Here is a 19,611-nt window from a genome sequence, read left to right on the forward strand (position 1 = left end):
CCTGCAGAACAGGGCTTATTGCTTGATGGTCAGGGCTTCAAGCTTGCCGCTGTTGCCATACACGTAAATCGTATCGCCGACCACCAGAGGACGTGCCCGCAGGCCATCACTGTCGATGCGCTCACGACCTACGAAGCGGCCATCGACCTGACTGAGCAGGTGCAGATAGCCTTCGAAGTCACCCACGGCCACGTAGCTGGAGAACACCTCAGGCGCGCTCAGCTGACGACGGGCCAGCGACTCGTTGCTCCACAGCGCCGTGGAAGAGCGCTCATCGATACCTTCGACAGTACCGGATGCCAGGCTCACATAAACGCTGCCAAAGCCCTGGGCCACACCGTCGTAGCTCGACGCATCGCGCTGCCACAGCACCCGGCCGCTCTCCAGATCAAGACCGGCAACCCGGCCCTGATAGCTGGCGACGTACAGGGTACCACCGGACAGCAGCAGGCCGCCGTCGATGTCGACCACCCGCTCAAGCTCGGAACGGCCTTGCGCAATGGCAACACGCTGTTCCCAGACCGGTACGCCGTTGCTGATGTCCAGCGCGACGACCTTACCGGTAGACAGGCCGGCCACTGCCATGCGATTGGTCACCAGCGGTGCGCTGGTGCCACGCAGGGTCAGTACCGCCGGGGTGCTCTCGTAGATCCAGCGCTGCGAGCCAGTATAGGCGTCCAGGCCGATCACGCGATCATCCTGGGTCTGTACGACCACGACATCACCGTTGTTGGCCGGCGGCGCCAGCACTTCGCTGGTCACCCTGGCACGCCATTTTTCATCACCGCTGCTGGCGTCCAGTGCCACGACCTCACCCTTGAGGGTGCCAATGGTCAGCAGGCCGTAAGCCACGCCGACAGCACCGGACACCGGCAGGTCGAGATCTTTCTTCCAGAGCGTTGCGCCGGTCTCGCGATCCAGAGCGACGATCTCGCCGTTCACATCGGCAGCATAGATGCGCTCACCGTCGATGGCCGGCACCAGCATGTTGTAAGTCTTGCCCTGGCCGTCGCCGACCGAGTGGCTCCACTTCTTCTGCAGGATGACTTCCTCGGTGAACTTGGTCAGCTCGGCCGGTGGCAGCTCTTTCTTGCTGTTGCTGCTGCAACCCACGGCCATGACGGCCAGAGCCAGCAATGCTGCATGTTTCCAACGAATCACGTCACGCATCCCCTTTAGCCAGATCGTCGAGCTTCATTTGCAGACCACCCACTGCTGCGTCTGGCGACAGTGCGGACTTGGCCTTTTGATAAGCAGCATGGGCCTCATCGGTACGGCCCAGTTGCACCAGCAGGTCGCCTTTGAGTTCTTCGCGGCTGGCCAGGAAGGCCTTGTCGGCATCGCCGGTGAGCAGTTTCAGAGCCTCTTCGGTCTTGCTCTGCGCAGCCAGGACACGGGCCAGACGCTGGCGGGCGATTTCGCCCAGCGTAGCGTTGGCCGGTTTGTCGGTGACCGGCTTCAATTCCGCTGCGGCATCATCAAGCTTACCGGTGTCGACTGCAACCTTGGCGACGAACAGGCTGGCGTACTGCGCGTAAGCAGTACCGCCAAACTCGTTCTTGAGTTTGCCTGCCAGCTCGGCCACTCGGGCCGGGTCAGCTTCGCCCGACGGGGTCAGCGCGGTTTCCAGCAGTTGCTGGTAGAGCACGGAGGCGTTGGAGGACTGAGCGGCCTGATACTTCTGCCAGTACTGCCAGCCAAACACCACCACCAACGCCAGCAGACCGCCAGTCACCAGGGGTTTGCCGTTGCGCTGCCACCAGTCCTTCATTACTGCCAGATCTTCATCTTCGGTACGCGACACCCCAATACTCCTATAAGCCTAATCTGCTGTTTATCCGTTTCACGCCTGTGCCAGGCTGGCCGCCAGGTACTCGGCGAGAGCATCCCAGGCAATATTCTGTTGCTCACCCTGGCCGCGCAGCGGCTTGACGCCGATCTGCCGGTTGGCCAGTTCTTCTTCCCCGAGAATCAGAGCGAACAGCGCACCGCTCTTGTCAGCCTTCTTGAACTGGCTCTTGAAGCTGCCGGCGCCAGCATTGACCTGCAGGCGCAGACCCGGCAGACGATCACGAACCTGCTCGGTCAGGGTCAAGGCTGCCAGCTCGGCGGCCTCGCCAAAGGCGCACAGGTAGACATCGACCTGACGGGCGAGATCTTCCGGGATCTGCTCAAGGGTTTCCAGCAGCAATACCAGGCGCTCGATGCCCATGGCGAACCCGACACCGGCAGTCGGCTTGCCGCCCATCTGCTCGACCAGGCCGTCATAGCGTCCACCGGCGCATACGGTGCCCTGGGCACCAAGCTTGTCGGTGACCCACTCGAATACGGTCTTGCTGTAGTAATCCAGGCCGCGCACCAGCTTCGGATTGATGACATACGGAATGCCAGCGGCGTCCAGACGCGCCTTGAGGCCGTCAAAGTGAATCCGCGACTCCTCGTCGAGGTAGTCGGCCAGCTTCGGCGCATCGACCAGCAACGCCTGGGTGTCAGGGTTCTTGGTATCCAGAATACGCAGCGGGTTGGTGGTCAGGCGGCGCTGGCTGTCTTCGTCCAGTTGCTCATGACGCGCCGAGAGGAACTCGACCAGCGCATCTCGGTAGCGGGCACGGGCTTCGCTGGTGCCCAGGCTGTTGAGTTCCAGTTTGACTGCATCACGAATACCCAACTGGCCCCACAGCCGCCAGGTGAGCACGATCAGCTCGGCATCGACGTCCGGGCCATCGAGGTTGAACACTTCGACGCCAATTTGATGAAACTGGCGATAACGGCCTTTCTGTGGCCGCTCGTGGCGGAACATCGGGCCGATGTACCACAGTTTCTGGACCTGGCCACCACCGGTGATACCGTGCTCCAGCACGGCACGCACACAGGCCGCCGTGCCTTCGGGGCGCAAGGTCAGGGAGTCGCCGTTACGATCGGCGAAGGTGTACATCTCTTTCTCGACGATATCGGTAACTTCACCGATCGAGCGCTTGAACAGCTCGGTGAACTCGACGATCGGCATGCGGATCTGGCGATAGCCGTAGTTGTCCAGCAGGCCCGAAACGGTGCCTTCGAAATAGCGCCACAGCGGGGTCTGCTCGGGCAGGATGTCGTTCATGCCACGAATGGCTTGCAGAGACTTACTCACAAAAAATCCTTAGCAATCTTGATTAACCACGCGCGATGACAGCGGCGTCGGCTTCTGCTTTTTCGGCCGCTTTCTCGCGAATCAGGCGCTCGAGTTCGGTCACAAGGTTGTCGTTGCCCAGCTTCTGGGCAGGCTTGCCGTCGATGTAGATCAGGTTCGGGCTGCCACCGGTCAGGCCGATATGTGCTTCCTTGGCCTCACCCGGACCGTTGACCACACAGCCGATGACCGCCACGTCCAGCGGCACCAGCAGGTCTTCGAGGCGGCCTTCGAGTTCGTTCATGGTCTTGACCACATCGAAGTTCTGCCGCGAGCAGCTCGGGCAGGCGATGAAGTTGATGCCACGCGAACGCAAGTGCAGCGACTTGAGGATGTCGTAGCCGACCTTGACCTCTTCTACCGGATCGGCAGCCAGCGAGATGCGGATAGTATCGCCAATTCCTTCGGCCAGCAGCATACCCAGCCCTACGGCAGATTTCACTGTGCCCGAACGCAGGCCACCGGCCTCGGTGATACCCAGGTGCAGCGGCTGGACGATCTGCCTGGCCAACTGCCGATAGGCTTCAACCGCCATGAACACGTCCGATGCCTTGACACTGACCTTGAAGTCCTGGAAATCCAGACGATCAAGGTGTTCGACATGACGCAGCGCCGACTCGACCAACGCTGCCGGGGTCGGCTCGCCGTATTTTTTCTGCAGGTCTTTTTCCAGGGAACCGGCGTTGACGCCAATCCGGATCGGGATACCCCGGTCACGGGCCGCATCGACCACCGCCTTGACCCGGTCTTCACGACCGATGTTGCCGGGGTTGATACGCAGACAGTCGACACCCAGCTCGGCCACCCGCAGGGCAATCCGGTAGTCGAAGTGAATATCGGCAACCAGCGGTACTTTAACCAGTTGCTTGATACGCCCGAACGCCTCGGCAGCGTCCATGTCTGGCACCGACACCCGCACGATGTCCACGCCGGCGGCTTCCAGACGGTTGATCTGCGCGACAGTGGCCGCTACATCGTTGGTATCACTGTTGGTCATGCTCTGTACGGCGATCGGTGCGTCGCCACCGACAGGAACCGAACCAACCCAGATCTTTCTGGATTCGCGACGCTTGATGGGGGATTGGCCGTGCATGACTTATTGCCCTAGTTTCAGGCGAGCGGTCTCGCCACTGGTAAATGGAGCCACATCTACAGGCTGTCCGTTGTAGCTGACTTCAGCGCCACGGGCATAGCCCAGACGCAATGAAAGCGGCGGTTTGCCGCTGACTTCAAGATTTTCGCCCTTGCGCTTGAGGCCGCTGGCAAGCACCTTGCCGTTGCCGTCGGTGACCTGGGTCCAGCAATCAGCGGTGAACTTGACGCTGACCTGACCAGAACCCGGCAGGATCGGCGCGATGGTCTCGGTGCTGGCCGGTGCCGACGCCACAGGAGCAGGCTGTGTGGCAGGCGCTGGCGCAGTAGCGGCTGGCGCTGGCGCGACAGCGGTGCTGGCGGGCGCCACAGGAGCGGCAGGAACCGTTGCAGGTGCTGCGGCGCTGTTCTGGGCTGGCGCGCTGTCAGTAGCCGGAGCCTCGCTGATCAGTGGCAAGGGCGCACTATTGGCGGGTGCGGCAGACTCTGGCGCCGCTTGCGGCCGTGGCTCGTCGATCGGGTGAATCTGGGTGGTGCCGTCCGCGCTCTCGACCTCAACGTGTTCAAGCACCAGACCGGCCAGGTCCTTGCCACGCATCGCAGCCTGGTCCTGCCACCAGAGAAAACCGCCACCTACCAGCACCACCAGCAACAACAGGCTGACGATGCGCAGAATGTTGTGGGACAGGCGCACAGGTTCTTCAATGCGGCCCAGCGCGTGTACGTCACTGCCCTTGCCGTTGGTGCCGGTATATTGATCAAACTGCGCCACCAGCGCAGCCTGGTCCAGTTCCAGCAGCTTGGCGTAGGCACGCACATAACCACGAGCGAAGGTATGTCCTGGAAGCTTGTCGAAAGCGCCGTTCTCAACGTGATTCAGCGAGCCGACGGTGAGATTGAGCCTCAGCGCCACATCAGGCAAAGACCAGTTCCGATGCTCACGAGCCTGGCGCAGGGTTTCCCCAGGATTCTGGTGACTGGCTGCTACAACTTCGGGATGCGCCGCTTTCATCATTGCTCCGACAGGTATTGCTGATATTCCGGCGTGCCGGGATAGAGTCTTTTCAACTGCAGCCCATAACTGGCTGCCTTGTTACGGTCTTCATAGATCTTCGCCAGGCGCAGCCCCAATAACAGGCTACGGGCATTCTGCTCGCTGAGCTGGCTGAACTGCTCGTAGAAATCACGCGACGGCACATAGTGCCCTTGCTCGTAGTTCAACTCAGCCATTTCCAGCAAGGCACGTGGCTGGCGACGGTCCAGCCGCAAGGCACGGGTGAAATGCTCACGCGCCAGTTCGCGCTTGCCCAGTTGCAGCGCAGTCATACCCAGACTTTCAAATACCCGCGAGCGCTCAGGATACAGGTTATCAGCAGCGGCCTGCTCAAAACGCGCGTACGCTTCGTCAAAGCGGCGCTGCTCATAAAGGAAACTGCCGTAGTTATTGACGATTCGCGAGTTGTTACCGCTGGCGGAAATCGCCTTGAGGTAATACTGATCGGCCAGGGTGTACTCCATCTCGGCCTGGAAGACCAGAGCGAGTGCCGCGTTGGCGTCAGGATCCCTGGCGTTGAGCTCCAGGGCCTTTTTCAAGGGCACCTTGGCCCGCTCGGTCTGCCCTTCCTGGAGATAACCAATGCCAAGATGGACATAAGCCTGGAGCGCCTCGTCACGCCCTTTGCTGGTCGACAACGGGTTGACATCACCCGATGAAACACAACCGGCCAGCAGGATGGCGATACATAACAGCAACGAGGCACGCACAGACATGGAGTCTCTCTTCGCAGTCAGGTTCAAGAAGCGGCGGATTGCCCCTGCCGGGCTTCGGCAGCCAGCTCACGAACGGCGATATGACGCTCGCTGCGCCGGGTCCGGTCCATGACCTGGCCCACCAGCTGGCCGCAGGCCGCATCGATGTCTTCACCACGAGTGGTGCGTACGGTGACGTTGTAGCCGGCCTGATGCAGCATGTCCTGGAAACGGCGAATCGCGTTGTTGCTCGGGCGCTCGTAACCGGAGTGCGGGAACGGGTTGAACGGGATCAGGTTGATCTTGCACGGTGTGTCGCGCAGCAGCTCGATCATCTCAGCCGCATGCTCGGGCTGGTCGTTGACGTCCTTGAGCAAGGTGTACTCGACGGTCAGTACGCGCTTCTCGCCCAGTGCGGACATGTAGCGACGGCACGAGTCGAGCAGCACGCTCAACGGATACTTCTTGTTGATCGGTACCAGCTTGTTGCGCAGCGCATCATTGGGCGCGTGCAGCGACAGGGCCAGGGACACATCGATGTGCTTGGCCAGCTCGTCGATCATCGGCACCACGCCGGAAGTGGACAGCGTCACCCGGCGCTTGGAAATGCCATAGCCCAGGTCATCCATCATCAGACGCATGGCAGCAATGACATTGTCGAAATTCAGCAGCGGCTCACCCATGCCCATCATCACCACGTTGGTGATGGCACGGTCGATGGTGGCGGGGACGCTGCCAAAGGATTTGTTGGCAATCCACACCTGGCCGATCACTTCGGCGGCGGTGAGGTTGCTATTGAAGCCTTGCTTGCCGGTGGAGCAGAAACTGCAATCCAGGGCACAGCCTGCCTGGGACGAAACGCACAAAGTACCGCGTTTGCCCTGGGGAATGAAGACCGTCTCGACGCAGCTGCCGGACGCCACGCGCACCACCCATTTACGGGTGCCGTCGCTGGAGATGTCCTCGCTGACGACTTCAGGACCACGAATCTCGGCACAGCTCTTGAGTTTTTCACGCAAGGCCTTGCTGACGTTCGTCATGGCGTCGAAATCATCGACGCCAAAGTGGTGAATCCACTTCATGACCTGCCCGGCACGGAAGCGTTTCTCCCCGATTGACTCGAAGAATTTTTCCATTTCCTGTTGGGTCAGACCCAGCAAGTTGGTTTTACCAGTGGTCGCGATCATGGATTCACCCTGCGCTCTGTAAACCCGAAGGCTTAGCGAGCGGTTACCTCGGTAGCTGCGAAGAAGTAAGCGATTTCGCGAGCAGCAGCAGCTTCGGAGTCCGAACCGTGAACGGCGTTGGCGTCGATGGACTCGGCGAAGTCAGCACGGATAGTGCCGGCAGCAGCTTCTTTAGGGTTGGTAGCGCCCATCAGCTCACGGTTGCGAGCGATAGCGTTTTCACCTTCCAGAACCTGAACAACAACAGGACCGGAAGTCATGAAGGCAACCAGGTCACCGAAGAAACCGCGCTCGCTGTGCTCAGCGTAGAAGCCTTCGGCTTCGGCTTTGGACAGTTGCTTGATTTTCGAGGCAACGATGCGCAGACCGGCGTCTTCGAAGCGAGTGGTGATCTTGCCGATCACGTTCTTGGCAACGGCGTCTGGCTTGATGATAGAGAAAGTACGTTGAACAGCCATGGTGAAACTCCAGAAACAGAAATTAAAGCGAAAAATTAAACCCGCGAATTATACGCGGGTTATGGAGTATTGCCTAACAAGATCCGTTGCAGGATCAGTCAGCCTCTTCGATCCACAACGCCTGGATGGCCTCAAGGACCTTCTCGCCGCCACGATCACGCTCGTCTTCGAACTCGGGCAACTGGGTCACCCAGTTGCGCAGATCGACGAAGTTAACGTAACGCGGATCGACGTCCGGCTTGCTCTCGGCCAACTGGATCGCGATTTCCTGCACATCAACCCACTTGAGACTCATGAATATCCCCCCAGGAATCAGTGCGGCGCTTCGGCGGCGTGGTTGAGCGAGTATTTGGGAATCTCGACCGTGATGTCTTCATCGCCGACAGTGGCCTGACAGGCCAGGCGCGACTGCGCTTCCAGGCCCCAGGCCTTGTCGAGCATGTCTTCTTCAAGCTCATCAAGCTCGCCGGTCGAATTGAAACCTTTGCGAATCACGCAATGGCAGGTGGTGCAGGCACACACACCACCGCAGGCGCTCTCGATCTCGATGTGATGCTCGTGGGCCAGATCCAGAATCGTCGTACCAGGCGCGGCCTCGACGACCATCCCCTCCGGACAATGCTCCGCATGGGGCAGAAAAGTCACCTTCGGCATCAGTTATTCCTCAATATCATTCAGGTTGCGCCCCGCCAGTGCGGCTTTGACCGTCGAATCCAGGCGGCGGGCAGCAAATGCATCGGTCACCTGCGACAGACGCTTGGTCTGCTGCTCGATGGCCAGCCCATCGGTGCCTTGCATCAATTCACGTAATTCGTCCATCTGCAGCCGGATCACCAGCCGCTCTTCTTCGTCGAGCAAGCGCTCACCGTCGACTTCAAGCGCACCCTCAACCGCTTCGAGCAGGCGCTCGGCATCGACCTGCTGCTCGCGCAGTACGCGGGCCTCTTTGTCCTGGCCGGCGTTCTGGAAGGAGTCCTTGAGCATCCGGGCGATTTCGCCATCGGTGAGGCCGTAAGACGGCTTGACCTGGATACTGGCCTCAACCCCCGACCCCAGCTCACGGGCGGAGACATCGAGCAGACCGTCGGCGTCCACCTGAAACGTCACGCGGATCTTTGCCGCACCAGCGACCATCGGCGGAATGCCCCGCAGTTCAAAGCGCGCCAGCGAACGGCAATCACTGATCAGCTCACGCTCGCCCTGCAGCACATGAATCATCATGGCGGTCTGGCCGTCTTTGTAGGTGGTGAATTCCTGGCCACGCGCCACCGGGATGGTGGTGTTACGGGCAATGACCTTCTCCATCAACCCACCCATGGTCTCAAGCCCCAGCGACAACGGGATCACATCGAGCAACAGCAGCTCGCCACCGTCTCGCTTGTTGCCAGCCAGCGTATCAGCCTGGATCGCAGCCCCGATGGCCACCACCTGATCCGGGTCGATATCGGTCAACGGCTGACGAGCAAACAACTCGCCGACCGCTTCGCGAACACGCGGCACGCGGGTCGAGCCACCGACCATCACCACGGCACTCACCTCGCCGACTTCAAGATCCGAGTCGCGCAGGGCGCGCCGGCACGCCTTGAGGCTGCGGGCAATCATCGGCTCGATCAGGGCGTTGAACGCATCGCGGGTCAGCTCAGCGCGCCAGTCACCATAGACCACCGGCACAACATCAGCGTCGGTGAGTGCTTCTTTGGCAGCGCAGGCGACTTGCAGCAAGCTGCGCTGGTCGGCCGGGGCCAGGTCGGACGACAGCCCTGCACCGCTGATGATCCACTGCGCGATGGCGTGGTCGAAATCGTCGCCGCCCAGCGCAGTATCACCGCCAGTGGCCAGCACTTCAAAGACACCGCCGGTCAGGCGCAGGATGGAAATATCGAAAGTACCGCCACCCAGGTCGTAGATAGCTACTACGCCTTCGGCGTTCTGATCCAGACCATAGGCAACGGCAGCAGCGGTCGGCTCGTTGAGCAGACGCAGTACGTTCAGACCGGCCAGCCGCGCAGCATCTTTGGTAGCCTGGCGCTGGGCATCGTCGAAGTAGGCCGGCACGGTGATCACCGCCCCCACCAACTCGCCACCCAGCGTCGCCTCAGCGCGCAGGCGCAGAACTTTAAGGATGTCAGCCGAGACCTGCACCGGGCTCTTGGCGCCCTGCACGGTGTCGATGAACGGCATATGCGACTCACCACCGACAAAGCGGTACGGCAGTTGCTCACCCAGCTGCTTGACGTCAGCCAGGCCGCGGCCCATCAGGCGCTTGACCGACAGCACGGTGTTGAGCGGGTCCTGTGGCGCCGCTGCCTTGGCAGCCTGCCCGACTTCAACACGGTCAGCGTGATAACGCACCGCGGACGGCAGGATGACCTGGCCGTTTTCATCGGGCAGTGGCTCGGAAAGACCGCTGCGCAGTGCAGCGACCAGCGAATTGGTAGTGCCCAGGTCAATACCGACAGCCAGACGGCGCTGATGCGGTTGTGGACTCTGGCCAGGTTCGGCGATCTGCAGTAAGGCCATGCTTTTAAGAATAATCACAGGCGTGCGACCAAGGCCGCACGGGGTTAATCGTCGAGGCGCTCTTCGAGCTGGCGCACTTCTTGGGAGAGCTTGTCGAGAAACTGCATACGGCGCATCAGGCGTTCAGCCTGCTCGCGTTGTGCAGCATCATTCCAACAAGCGGCGAAGCTGTCGTTGAGGGCATCCTGGGCAGTCTTGAGGCGCTTTTTGAAGACCGCGACGCCTGCCACATCGGCATCGTCCTGCAGGTCTTCGAGCTCTTCACGCAACGCCATTTGCTGCAGCAGGAAATCCGGGTCATGCACCGTGACTTCCAGCGGCACTTCGTTGCCTTGCAGAGTCAGCAGGTAGCGTGCCCGGCGCGGCGAACTCTTGAGGGTCTGGTAAGCCTCGTTGAGGTTGGCCGAACGCTCCAGCGCCTGGCGCTGCTCCTGCTCGGAAGCATCAGCAAAACGGTCCGGGTGCACACTGCGCGCCAGCTCACGGTAGCGGCCCGCCAGTTGCTCGGAATCGATGACGAAATCCGGTTTGAGATCAAACAGCGCGAAATGACAAGGAGTACCCACGATCACCCGCCTTAGACGTTGAAGCTTTCGCCACAGCCGCACTCACCGCGCGAATTGGGGTTGGTGAACTTGAAGCCTTCGTTCAACCCTTCGCGGACGAAGTCCAGCTCGGTACCGTCGAGATAGACCAGGCTCTTCGGGTCGATGATGACCTTCACGCCATGGGATTCGAACACAGTGTCGTCCGGCTCGGTCGCATCGACGAATTCCAGCACATAGGCCAGACCCGAACAGCCCGTGGTACGCACACCCAGGCGAATGCCCTCACCCTTGCCACGCCCGTCGAGGGAGCGACGCACGTGTTTGGCCGCGGCTTCTGTCATGCTGATAGACATCGGAGCTCCTTGGATTGTCCCGGTTGGTTTTCGCCAGCGATAGACCGCGACGACTTACAGCAGACCTTTCTTCTGCTTGTAGTCACGCACTGCAGCCTTGATCGCGTCTTCGGCCAGAACCGAGCAGTGGATCTTGACCGGTGGCAAGGCCAGCTCTTCGGCCAGCTGGGTGTTCTTGATGGTTTCAGCTTCGTCCAGCGTCTTGCCCTTCATCCACTCGGTGGCCAGGGAGCTGGAAGCGATGGCAGATCCGCAACCGTAGGTCTTGAATTTGGCGTCTTCGATCACGCCTTGCTCGTTGACCTTGATCTGCAGACGCATCACGTCGCCGCACGCCGGAGCGCCGACCATGCCGGTGCCTACGTCCGGGTCTTCAGCGTCCATCTTGCCGACGTTGCGTGGGTTTTCGTAGTGGTCGATGACCTTTTCGCTGTAAGCCATGATTCTGTTCCTCTCACATCAGGGAGTCGCTCTACAGGCCGCAGCATGGCGGCCTGTCCGGGGGCGACTTTAAATTAGTGCGCCGCCCACTCGATCTTGGAGATGTCGACACCGTCTTTGTACATGTCCCACAGCGGCGAAAGCGCACGCAGCTTGGTGACCGCTTCACGAACTTTTTGTGCCGCGTAATCGACTTCTTCTTCGGTACTGAAGCGGCCGAAGGTGAAACGGATCGAACTGTGCGCCAGCTCATCGTTACGGCCCAGGGCACGCAACACGTAGGAAGGCTCCAGCGAGGCCGAAGTACAGGCCGAACCGGACGACACCGCCAGATCCTTGAGCGCCATGATCAGCGACTCGCCTTCAACGTAGTTGAAGCTCAGGTTCAGGTTGTGCGGGATACGGGCGGTCAGGCTGCCATTGACGTACAGCTCTTCGAGGTCTTCGACCTGTTTGTAGAAGCGATCGCTCAAAGCCTTGATGCGCACGTTCTCGGCGGCCATCTCTTCTTTGGCGATGCGGAAGGCTTCACCCATGCCGACGATCTGGTGGGTTGGCAGGGTGCCCGAACGCATGCCGCGCTCGTGACCGCCACCGTGCATGGCCGCCTCGAGGCGCACACGCGGCTTGCGGCTGACGTACAGCGCGCCAATACCTTTTGGACCGTAGGCCTTGTGAGCCGAAAACGACATCAGGTCGACCTTCAGCTTCGACAGGTCGATCTCGACCTTGCCTGGCGACTGGGCGGCGTCAACGTGGAACAGTACGCCGCGCGAGCGGGTCAGCTCACCAATGGCGGCGATGTCGGTGATGGTGCCGACTTCGTTGTTGACGTGCATGATCGAAACCAGAATGGTGTCTTCACGCAGTGCGGCTTCGATCATGGCCGGGGTGACGATGCCGTCTTCGCCCGGTTCCAGGTAAGTGACTTCGAAGCCTTCGCGCTCCAGCTGGCGAGCGGTGTCCAGGATCGCCTTATGCTCGATCTTGGAGGTGATGATGTGCTTGCCTTTGGTGTGATAGAAGTGCGCAACACCTTTGAGTGCCAGGTTGTCGGACTCGGTGGCACCGGAAGTCCAGACGATTTCACGCGGGTCGGCACCAACCAGATCGGCGACCTGACGGCGGGCGTTCTCGACCGCTTCTTCGGCTTTCCAGCCGAACACGTGGGAGCGCGAAGCCGGGTTACCGAAGTTGCCGTCCAGCGTCAGGCAATCCATCATTTTCTGGGCGACACGCGGATCGACCGGGGTCGTCGCGGAATAATCGAGGTAAATCGGCAACTTCATTGCATATCTCCTATCAGGCAGGCGCACCGCTCATTCATCTGCGTTCATTCAACGGCGGACGTTTCAATCTTACCCAGTTGCGACACGTTGCTCGTGTTCGAGCAGCGACGCTGATCCTGGCGCTGAGCGACTTCTTGTACCTCACGGCGAGTGACAAGATCCGCCAGGCTGATACCGCTTAAAAACTCGTGGATCTGCTGACTGAGGTCGCACCACAAATGGTGAGTCAGACAGGTGTCGCCGGCGTGGCAGTCACCCAGCCCCTGGCAACGGGTGGCATCGACCGATTCGTTGACCGCGTCGACCACCTGAGCGACCTGGATACCCTGCATGTCGCGTGAGAGCTGGTAGCCGCCACCCGGCCCGCGCACACTGGAAACCAGGTTGCCGCGACGCAGTTTGGCGAACAGCTGCTCGAGATAAGACAGAGAAATGCCTTGACGCTCAGAAATATCAGCCAGTGACACTGGCCCGTGCTGCGCATGCAATGCCAGATCCAGCATGGCTGTGACAGCGTATCGGCCTTTGGTAGTCAGACGCATGGCATGTACCGCGGTGGTTCAGAATAGGTGCAAGTATGCTATTCCCGAGTATTTGAGTCAACTATAAAACCGAGCAAAATAGTCGGACTTACAGCGAAATAGCGGGCGGGATGATAGCAAACATGGCACCGCAATGACACATTTCAAGCGCTGGCCTTGGCCGGATTGTCCTTGACGCAGTCGAACACCTCATCGCGCAACTCCGGCAATTCACCGGCGCAGTAGTCGCTGCCCAGCTTGTTCAGCGCACCACACATGCCCTCAAGGCGCGCGTCGACCGCCTGCAAGTGATCGAGCAACTGACCGATCGCTCGCGCCACCGGGTCCGGCATATCCTGGCTGACACCATAAGCATCGAAGCCGAGCTTTTCAGCCATGGCCTTGCGCTTGGCCTCTGTCTCATCGTCTGGCTTGGCGATGACCCGCCCCGGAATACCCACCGCCGTCGCGCCGGCCGGCACCGCCTTGGTGACCACCGCATTGGAACCGATTTTGGCCCCTGCCCCGACCGTAAACGGCCCCAGCACCTTGGCACCGGCACCGACCACCACACCATTTTCCAGCGTCGGATGACGCTTGCCGGCATTCCAGCTGGTGCCGCCCAGAGTAACCCCTTGATACAGGGTCACGTCATCGCCAATCTCGGCCGTTTCGCCAATCACGATGCCCATCCCATGATCGATGAAGAAACGCCGACCGATCTTCGCCCCCGGGTGAATCTCGATGCCGGTCAGCCAGCGACTGAAGTTGGAAACCATGCGCGCCAGCAGCTTGCAGTCAGCACGCCACAGCTTGTGCGCCCCACGATGCAGCCAGATGGCATGCATGCCGGGGTAGCAGGTCAGAACCTCGAAGGCATTGCGCGCCGCCGGGTCACGGTGGAAAACGCTTTGAATATCTTCTCGCAAACGCTCGAACATCACTGATCCTTCCGCTTATGGGGTTCACCACGTGCTGCTTTCTGAGTCTCCGTCAGGATGCCCCGCAGGATACTCAGTTCCGGTCGCTCAACCTCACTGCGCCCATACAGGCGGCGCAGGCGCGCCATCAGGTGGCGCGGCTTCTCAGGATCAAGAAAACCGATGGCCACCAGGGTCTGCTCAAGATGCGCGTAAAAACCTTCCATCTCATCCATGGTTGCCAGCTCGCTTTCACGCGCCGGCTGATTACTCGCCTGCGCATTAACCGGCACTTGCCCGGCCAGCCAGGCAGTACGCACTTCATAGCTGAGCACCTGAACCGCAGCGGCCAGGTTCAGCGAACTGAAATCAGGATTGGAAGGAATGTGAACATGAAAGTGACAGCGCTGCAGCTCGTCATTGGTCAGGCCGGCATGCTCGCGACCGAATACCAGCGCCACCTCCAGACCTTGCGCAGCCTGCTCGACGACTTTCACGCCGGACTCGCGCGGGTCAAGCATCGGCCACGGCAGGCTGCGGTCCCGGGCACTGGTGCCGAGCACCAGACTGCAACCGGTCAGCGCCTCTTCGAGACTGGCCACCACCTGGGTAGACGCCAGGATGTCATCGGCGCCGGAAGCTCGGGCATCCGCTTCCGGCGACGGAAAGACTCGCGGCTCGACCAGCACCAGGCGCGTCAGGCCCATGTTTTTCATGGCACGGGCCGCCCCGCCGATATTACCGGGGTGCGTGGTACCGACCAGGACAACACGAATGTTCTGCAACACCGCAAGCGCTCACTGACAAAATCAAGGGGCGCAAATCTTACAGAAACAGGCGTTCCTGCGCTATTAAGCTTGCGACACTTCGCCGCGCAGACGACGGACGAACACGGGCTGCAACTCGTCTGCCGGGGAGCGCTGCAACAAAACCACGCTGGAAATAATTTGTCGCAGCCCCTAAAATGGCCGGCTCTCTTTAACAGCCCTAGGTGACCTATCCATGCAGCCCATGCTGAATATCGCGCTGCGCGCCGCACGCAACGCCAGCGAATTGATTTTCCGCTCCATCGAGCGCCTGGATACCATCAAGGTTGACGAAAAAGAAGCCAAAGACTACGTCAGCGAAGTTGATCGCGCTGCCGAGCAGAGCATCATCGCCGCACTGCGCAAGGCCTACCCGGACCACGGCATCCTCGGCGAAGAAAGCGGCATGCACCCAGGCAAAGGTGAAGGCGCCGACTACCTGTGGATCATCGACCCGCTGGACGGCACCACCAACTTCGTACGCGGCATTCCGCACTTCGCCGTCAGCATCGCCTGCAAATACCGTGGCCGTCTGGAACACGCCGTGGTCCTGGACCCTGTTCGCCAGGAAGAATTCACCGCCAGCCGTGGCCGCGGCGCCGCCCTCAATGGCCGCCGCCTGCGTGTCAGCTCGCGCCGCAGCCTGGAAGGCGCCCTGCTGGGCACCGGCTTCCCGTTCCGCGAGAACCAGCTGGATAACCTGGAAAACTACCTGGGCATGTTCCGCAGCCTGATCGGCCAGACCGCCGGCATCCGCCGCGCCGGTGCCGCCAGCCTGGACCTGGCCTACGTGGCTGCGGGTCGCTTCGACGCATTCTGGGAGTCGGGCCTGTCCGAGTGGGATATCGCTGCGGGCGCCCTGCTGATTCAAGAAGCTGGCGGCCTGGTCAGTGACTTCACCGGTGGCCATGAATTCCTCGAAAAAGGCCATGTGGTTGCCGGTAACGCCAAGTGCTTCAAGGCCGTACTGACCTCCATCGCGCCACACCTGCCAGCTTCGATCAAACGCTGATCGCAGCCGCATAAAAAAACCGGTCTTGATGACCGGTTTTTTTTGTGCCCGAATCAGGTGATTCCGATTATTGGGCCTGGCCCAGAATCAACTGGCCGTTCTTGTCGACCGGAATACGATTACCTGGCTCTTCATTCATGCGCACCTTGCCGGTCTTGTCGCCCAACTGGTACTTCACGTCATAGCCAACCACCTTCTCGCTGATGTCATTGACTGTGTTGCAGCGAGTCTGGGTCGTGGTGTAGGTATCGCGATTCTGCATACCTTCCTGAATCTTGTTACCGGCATAGCCGCCGCCGGCCGCACCGGCCACTGTGGCGATTTTCTTGCCGTTACCGCCACCGACCTGGTTGCCCAGCAAACCACCGGCCACCGCACCCAGCACCGTACCGACGATCTGATGCTCATCCTTGACCGGCGCCTTGCGGGTCACGGTCACGTCCTTGCACACCTCACGCGGCGTCTTGACTTGCTGCTTGACCGGCTCGACCGCCAGCACATCAGCGTACTCAGGCCCCTTGACCAGACTGTAGGTGGCAAACGCGCCACCGGCTGTCACAGCAACGGCCCCCAACACGGCACCCACCAACAGAGACTTGTTCACTTGAACCTCCAAAGCTTCTCAAGCGCAAAATTATTGCGATCTACCCAGCCTTGGAGCATAAAAAAAGGCGCGAGTTCAACACTCGCGCCTTTCTCGAACAAGCCTGACGTTTACGGCAGTTCGTCGACCTTATCGGTGGTTACCGGCGGAATCAGATCTTCAGCACTGAGTTTCAGCCAGATCAGCACCACGTTGGCAATGTAGATCGACGAGTAGGTCCCCGCCAGAACACCCACGAACAATGCGATGGAGAAACCTTCGAGGTTGTCGCCACCAAACGCCCACAGCGCAATGATCGCTAGCAGGGTCGACACCGAGGTGGCGATGGTACGCAACAGGGTCTGGGTGGTGGAGATGTTGATGTTCTCGATCAGCGACGCCTTGCGCAGTACCCGGAAGTTCTCACGCACCCGGTCAAAGACCACAATGGTGTCGTTGAGCGAGTAACCGATGATCGCCAGCACCGACGCCAACACGGTCAGGTCAAAGGTGATCTGGAAGAACGACAGGATACCCATGGTCACGACCACGTCGTGAACCAGCGAGACAATCGCGCCGACACCGAACTTCCACTGGAAGCGGAACGCCAGGTACAGCAGGATGCCGCCCAGCGCCAGGAGCATGGCAATGCCGCCCTGGTCGCGCAATTCTTCACCCACCTGCGGACCGACGAACTCGACACGCTTGACCGTCACCGGGTTACCGGCGTCATTTTTGCGTAATGCGTCGGCAACGCTGGTGCCCAGATGCGGGTCGTCACTGGGCATGCGCACCAGCAGGTCGGTGGTCGCGCCGAAGTTCTGCACCACTGCATCGTGGTAGCCGGCATTGGTCAGCTCCTGGCGCACCTTACCCAGGTCGGCAGGCTGCTCGTAGGTCAGCTCGATGAGCGTACCGCCGGTGAAGTCCAGGCCCAGGTTAAGCCCTTTGTAGGACCAACTGAACAACGCCAGCACAGTCAGGAGCATGGTCAGGGCGAACGCAACGTTGCGCACGCCCATGAAGTTGATGGTTGATAACTTCATGGCAGCCTCTTAAATCCACAACTTCTTGAAGTCACGCCCGCCATAGATCAGGTTGATCATTGCGCGAGTTACCATGATGGCCGTGAACATGGAGGTAAAGATCCCCAACGACAGGGTGACGGCGAAGCCTTTGACCGGGCCGGTACCCATGGCATAGAGAATCCCGCCGACCAGCAGGCTGGTCAGGTTGGCGTCGATAATCGCCGTGTAGGCACGGTTGAAACCTTCGTTGATCGCCCGCTGCACGGTCATCCCGTTGGCCAGTTCTTCACGAATCCGCGAGAAGATCAGTACGTTGGCGTCGACCGCCATACCCATGGTCAGGACGATACCGGCGATACCTGGCAGGGTCAGTGTCGCACCCAGCAAGGACATCAGGGCCAGCAGCGCCACCATGTTGAAGGCCAGGGCCACGGTCGCAATCACACCGAAGAAGCGGTAGATGGCGATAATGAACAGCGACACCAACAACATGCCCCACAGCGAAGCATCGATGCCCTTGGTAATGTTGTCAGCACCCAGGCTCGGGCCAATGGTGCGCTCTTCAGCGAAGTACATCGGCGCAGCCAGACCACCGGCACGCAGCAGCAGGGCCAGCTCGGAAGACTCACCCTGGCCATTGAGACCGGTGATCCGGAACTGACTGCCCAGCGGCGACTGAATGGTCGCCAGGCTGATGATTTTCTTGTCTTCCTTGAAGGTCTGCAGCTGGACTTCTTTCTCTACCCCGTCCACGACCTGTTTGGCGTAGGTGGTCACCGGACGCTGCTCGATGAAGATCACCGCCATGCTGCGACCCACGTTACTGCGCGTGGCGCGGCTCATCAGTTCGCCACCGTGACCATCAAGGTTGATGTTCACTTGTGGGCGACCGTGTTCGTCGTAGCTGGCCTGAGCATCGGTCACCTGGTCACCGGTGATGATCAGCGCACGCTCGACCGCAGCGGCCGGACGGCCACCCTCGCGGAACTCGAACATCTCGGTGGTGGCTTTGCTGTCATCGGGACCTGCACCCAGACGGAATTCCAGGTTGGCAGTCTTGCCGAGAATACGCTTGGCTTCTGCAGTGTCCTGCACGCCTGGCAGCTCGACCACGATACGGTTGGCGCCCTGACGCTGAACCAGCGGCTCGGCCACGCCCAGCTCGTTGACCCGGTTACGGACCGTGGTCAGGTTCTGCTTGATCGAATATTCGCGAATCTCCGCCAGCTTGGTCGGGGTCAGTGCCAGGCGCAGCGTGGCAATGCCGTTAAGCTCGGACGGGGTCACTTCGAAATCGGTGAAATTCTTGCGGATCAGGGCACGCGCCTGCTCACGCTCGGCATCGTCGCTGAAGCCCAGCTGGATGACGTTGTTCTGCTGCGGCAGGCTGCGATAGCGCGCCTTCTCTTTGCGCAACAGGGTTTTGACTTCGCCTTCGTAGACTTTCAGGCGTGCGTCGATGGCTTTGTCCATGTCGACTTCGAGCAGAAAGTGCACGCCGCCAGACAGGTCCAGGCCCAGTTTCATCGGGCTTGCACCCAGGTTGCTCAGCCAGGCCGGAGTTGTCCGGGCCAGGTTCAGCGCCACGACGTAATCGTCGCCCAACGCTTTGCGGATCACATCCTTGGCCGGCAACTGGTCTTCCTGCTTGGTCAGACGCAGCAAACCGCCCTTGCCATTCTCAGCCAGTGAAGCACCCTTGACGGCAATGCCGGCATCGGTCAGCGCCTTGCTGGCCCGATCGACATCCGCCTGACTGACCTGCAAGGCCGTGCTCGTGCCGGTGATCTGGATAGCCGGATCGTCAGGGTAGAGATTGGGTGCGGAATAAATGAAACCGATCGCCAGTACTGCAACGATCAGAATGTATTTCCACAGAGGGTATTTGTTCAGCATCACGCCGCCCGCTTAGAACGCGGGGCGCCTTGCGCG

22 protein-coding genes are annotated in these 19,611 nt (G+C 60.4%); 1 reads left to right on the forward strand and 21 read right to left on the reverse strand.

Annotation, left to right across the window (positions count from 1 at the left end; all coding sequences use genetic code 11):
- Window positions 1–15: 15 nt before the first annotated feature.
- From bamB to trmJ, 18 genes are all read right to left on the reverse strand, one after another.
- Window positions 16–1,170 (reverse strand): outer membrane protein assembly factor BamB, encoded by a 1,155-nt coding sequence (gene bamB / locus NJC40_RS00395; RefSeq protein WP_253142430.1) that lies wholly within the window; start codon window positions 1,168–1,170, stop codon window positions 16–18.
- Window positions 1,163–1,771: a tetratricopeptide repeat protein gene (locus NJC40_RS00400; RefSeq protein WP_173426708.1), complete on the reverse strand. Its 609-nt coding sequence runs from the start codon at window positions 1,769–1,771 to the stop codon at window positions 1,163–1,165. Before NJC40_RS00400 ends, bamB begins: the two co-directional genes overlap by 8 nt.
- Before the next feature lie 72 nt (window positions 1,772–1,843).
- Window positions 1,844–3,133: a histidine--tRNA ligase gene (hisS, locus tag NJC40_RS00405; protein ID WP_045482558.1), complete on the reverse strand. Its 1,290-nt coding sequence runs from the start codon at window positions 3,131–3,133 to the stop codon at window positions 1,844–1,846.
- A 22-nt stretch (window positions 3,134–3,155) separates the two neighbouring features.
- Window positions 3,156–4,265 carry a flavodoxin-dependent (E)-4-hydroxy-3-methylbut-2-enyl-diphosphate synthase gene (ispG, locus tag NJC40_RS00410; RefSeq protein ID WP_045482560.1) on the reverse strand — a complete coding sequence of 370 codons (1,110 nt, stop codon included), beginning with the start codon at window positions 4,263–4,265 and terminating at the stop codon, window positions 3,156–3,158.
- Between the two features lie 3 nt (window positions 4,266–4,268).
- The gene (locus tag NJC40_RS00415) at window positions 4,269–5,276 is read right to left on the reverse strand and encodes a RodZ domain-containing protein (protein ID WP_253116933.1); all 1,008 of its coding nucleotides are present in this window, start codon (window positions 5,274–5,276) and stop codon (window positions 4,269–4,271) included.
- The gene (gene pilW / locus NJC40_RS00420) at window positions 5,276–6,034 is read right to left on the reverse strand and encodes a type IV pilus biogenesis/stability protein PilW (protein WP_253116934.1); all 759 of its coding nucleotides are present in this window, start codon (window positions 6,032–6,034) and stop codon (window positions 5,276–5,278) included. The genes NJC40_RS00415 and pilW overlap by 1 nt, the downstream gene beginning before the upstream one ends.
- A gap of 23 nt (window positions 6,035–6,057) precedes the next feature.
- Window positions 6,058–7,200, reverse strand: a complete 1,143-nt coding sequence (gene rlmN / locus NJC40_RS00425) for a dual-specificity RNA methyltransferase RlmN (protein WP_045482569.1) — start codon at window positions 7,198–7,200, stop codon at window positions 6,058–6,060.
- 32 nt (window positions 7,201–7,232) lie between these two features.
- On the reverse strand, window positions 7,233–7,658 hold the full coding sequence (gene ndk, locus NJC40_RS00430; protein WP_045482572.1) for a nucleoside-diphosphate kinase: 426 nt from the start codon (window positions 7,656–7,658) through the stop codon (window positions 7,233–7,235).
- 94 nt (window positions 7,659–7,752) lie between these two features.
- Window positions 7,753–7,953 (reverse strand): Fe-S cluster assembly protein IscX, encoded by a 201-nt coding sequence (gene iscX / locus NJC40_RS00435; protein ID WP_253142431.1) that lies wholly within the window; start codon window positions 7,951–7,953, stop codon window positions 7,753–7,755.
- A gap of 17 nt (window positions 7,954–7,970) precedes the next feature.
- Window positions 7,971–8,312 (reverse strand): ISC system 2Fe-2S type ferredoxin, encoded by a 342-nt coding sequence (gene fdx, locus NJC40_RS00440; RefSeq protein WP_045482578.1) that lies wholly within the window; start codon window positions 8,310–8,312, stop codon window positions 7,971–7,973.
- A gap of 3 nt (window positions 8,313–8,315) precedes the next feature.
- Window positions 8,316–10,178, reverse strand: a complete 1,863-nt coding sequence (gene hscA / locus NJC40_RS00445; protein ID WP_253142432.1) for a Fe-S protein assembly chaperone HscA — start codon at window positions 10,176–10,178, stop codon at window positions 8,316–8,318.
- Window positions 10,179–10,222: 44 nt separating this feature from the next.
- Window positions 10,223–10,744, reverse strand: a complete 522-nt coding sequence (hscB, locus tag NJC40_RS00450; protein ID WP_045482584.1) for a co-chaperone HscB — start codon at window positions 10,742–10,744, stop codon at window positions 10,223–10,225.
- Window positions 10,745–10,755: 11 nt separating this feature from the next.
- Complete coding sequence (gene iscA, locus NJC40_RS00455) at window positions 10,756–11,079, reverse strand: iron-sulfur cluster assembly protein IscA (protein WP_045482587.1); 324 nt, start codon at window positions 11,077–11,079, stop codon at window positions 10,756–10,758.
- 54 nt (window positions 11,080–11,133) lie between these two features.
- Window positions 11,134–11,520 carry a Fe-S cluster assembly scaffold IscU gene (gene iscU, locus NJC40_RS00460; RefSeq protein WP_040261926.1) on the reverse strand — a complete coding sequence of 129 codons (387 nt, stop codon included), beginning with the start codon at window positions 11,518–11,520 and terminating at the stop codon, window positions 11,134–11,136.
- A gap of 74 nt (window positions 11,521–11,594) precedes the next feature.
- Window positions 11,595–12,809 carry an IscS subfamily cysteine desulfurase gene (locus NJC40_RS00465; RefSeq protein WP_045482593.1) on the reverse strand — a complete coding sequence of 405 codons (1,215 nt, stop codon included), beginning with the start codon at window positions 12,807–12,809 and terminating at the stop codon, window positions 11,595–11,597.
- Window positions 12,810–12,853: 44 nt separating this feature from the next.
- Window positions 12,854–13,351, reverse strand: a complete 498-nt coding sequence (gene iscR, locus NJC40_RS00470; protein ID WP_045482596.1) for a Fe-S cluster assembly transcriptional regulator IscR — start codon at window positions 13,349–13,351, stop codon at window positions 12,854–12,856.
- A gap of 143 nt (window positions 13,352–13,494) precedes the next feature.
- Entirely contained in the window at window positions 13,495–14,271 is a 777-nt protein-coding gene (cysE, locus tag NJC40_RS00475) for a serine O-acetyltransferase (protein WP_253142433.1), read from the reverse strand.
- The gene (gene trmJ / locus NJC40_RS00480) at window positions 14,271–15,038 is read right to left on the reverse strand and encodes a tRNA (cytosine(32)/uridine(32)-2'-O)-methyltransferase TrmJ (protein WP_045482602.1); all 768 of its coding nucleotides are present in this window, start codon (window positions 15,036–15,038) and stop codon (window positions 14,271–14,273) included. Before trmJ ends, cysE begins: the two co-directional genes overlap by 1 nt.
- A gap of 214 nt (window positions 15,039–15,252) precedes the next feature.
- On the opposite strand from trmJ, the gene suhB reads away from it, so the two are divergent.
- Window positions 15,253–16,068 (forward strand): type III secretion system regulator SuhB, encoded by an 816-nt coding sequence (gene suhB, locus NJC40_RS00485; protein ID WP_045482604.1) that lies wholly within the window; start codon window positions 15,253–15,255, stop codon window positions 16,066–16,068.
- Window positions 16,069–16,135: 67 nt separating this feature from the next.
- Here the strand turns inward: suhB and NJC40_RS00490 are convergent, their stop codons facing one another.
- The 3 genes from NJC40_RS00490 to secD all read right to left on the reverse strand — a co-directional run bounded on the left by NJC40_RS00490 (window position 16,136) and on the right by secD (window position 19,575).
- Entirely contained in the window at window positions 16,136–16,672 is a 537-nt protein-coding gene (locus tag NJC40_RS00490) for a glycine zipper 2TM domain-containing protein (RefSeq protein ID WP_045493718.1), read from the reverse strand.
- 110 nt (window positions 16,673–16,782) lie between these two features.
- The gene (gene secF, locus NJC40_RS00495) at window positions 16,783–17,697 is read right to left on the reverse strand and encodes a protein translocase subunit SecF (RefSeq protein ID WP_045482606.1); all 915 of its coding nucleotides are present in this window, start codon (window positions 17,695–17,697) and stop codon (window positions 16,783–16,785) included.
- A gap of 9 nt (window positions 17,698–17,706) precedes the next feature.
- A complete protein-coding gene (gene secD, locus NJC40_RS00500; protein WP_045482609.1) occupies window positions 17,707–19,575 on the reverse strand; it encodes a protein translocase subunit SecD in 1,869 nt (622 codons plus the stop codon).
- Window positions 19,576–19,611: the final 36 nt, after the last annotated feature.

The organism is Pseudomonas sp. 21LCFQ02, assembly GCF_024129895.2.
Taxonomy (GTDB): domain Bacteria; phylum Pseudomonadota; class Gammaproteobacteria; order Pseudomonadales; family Pseudomonadaceae; genus Aquipseudomonas.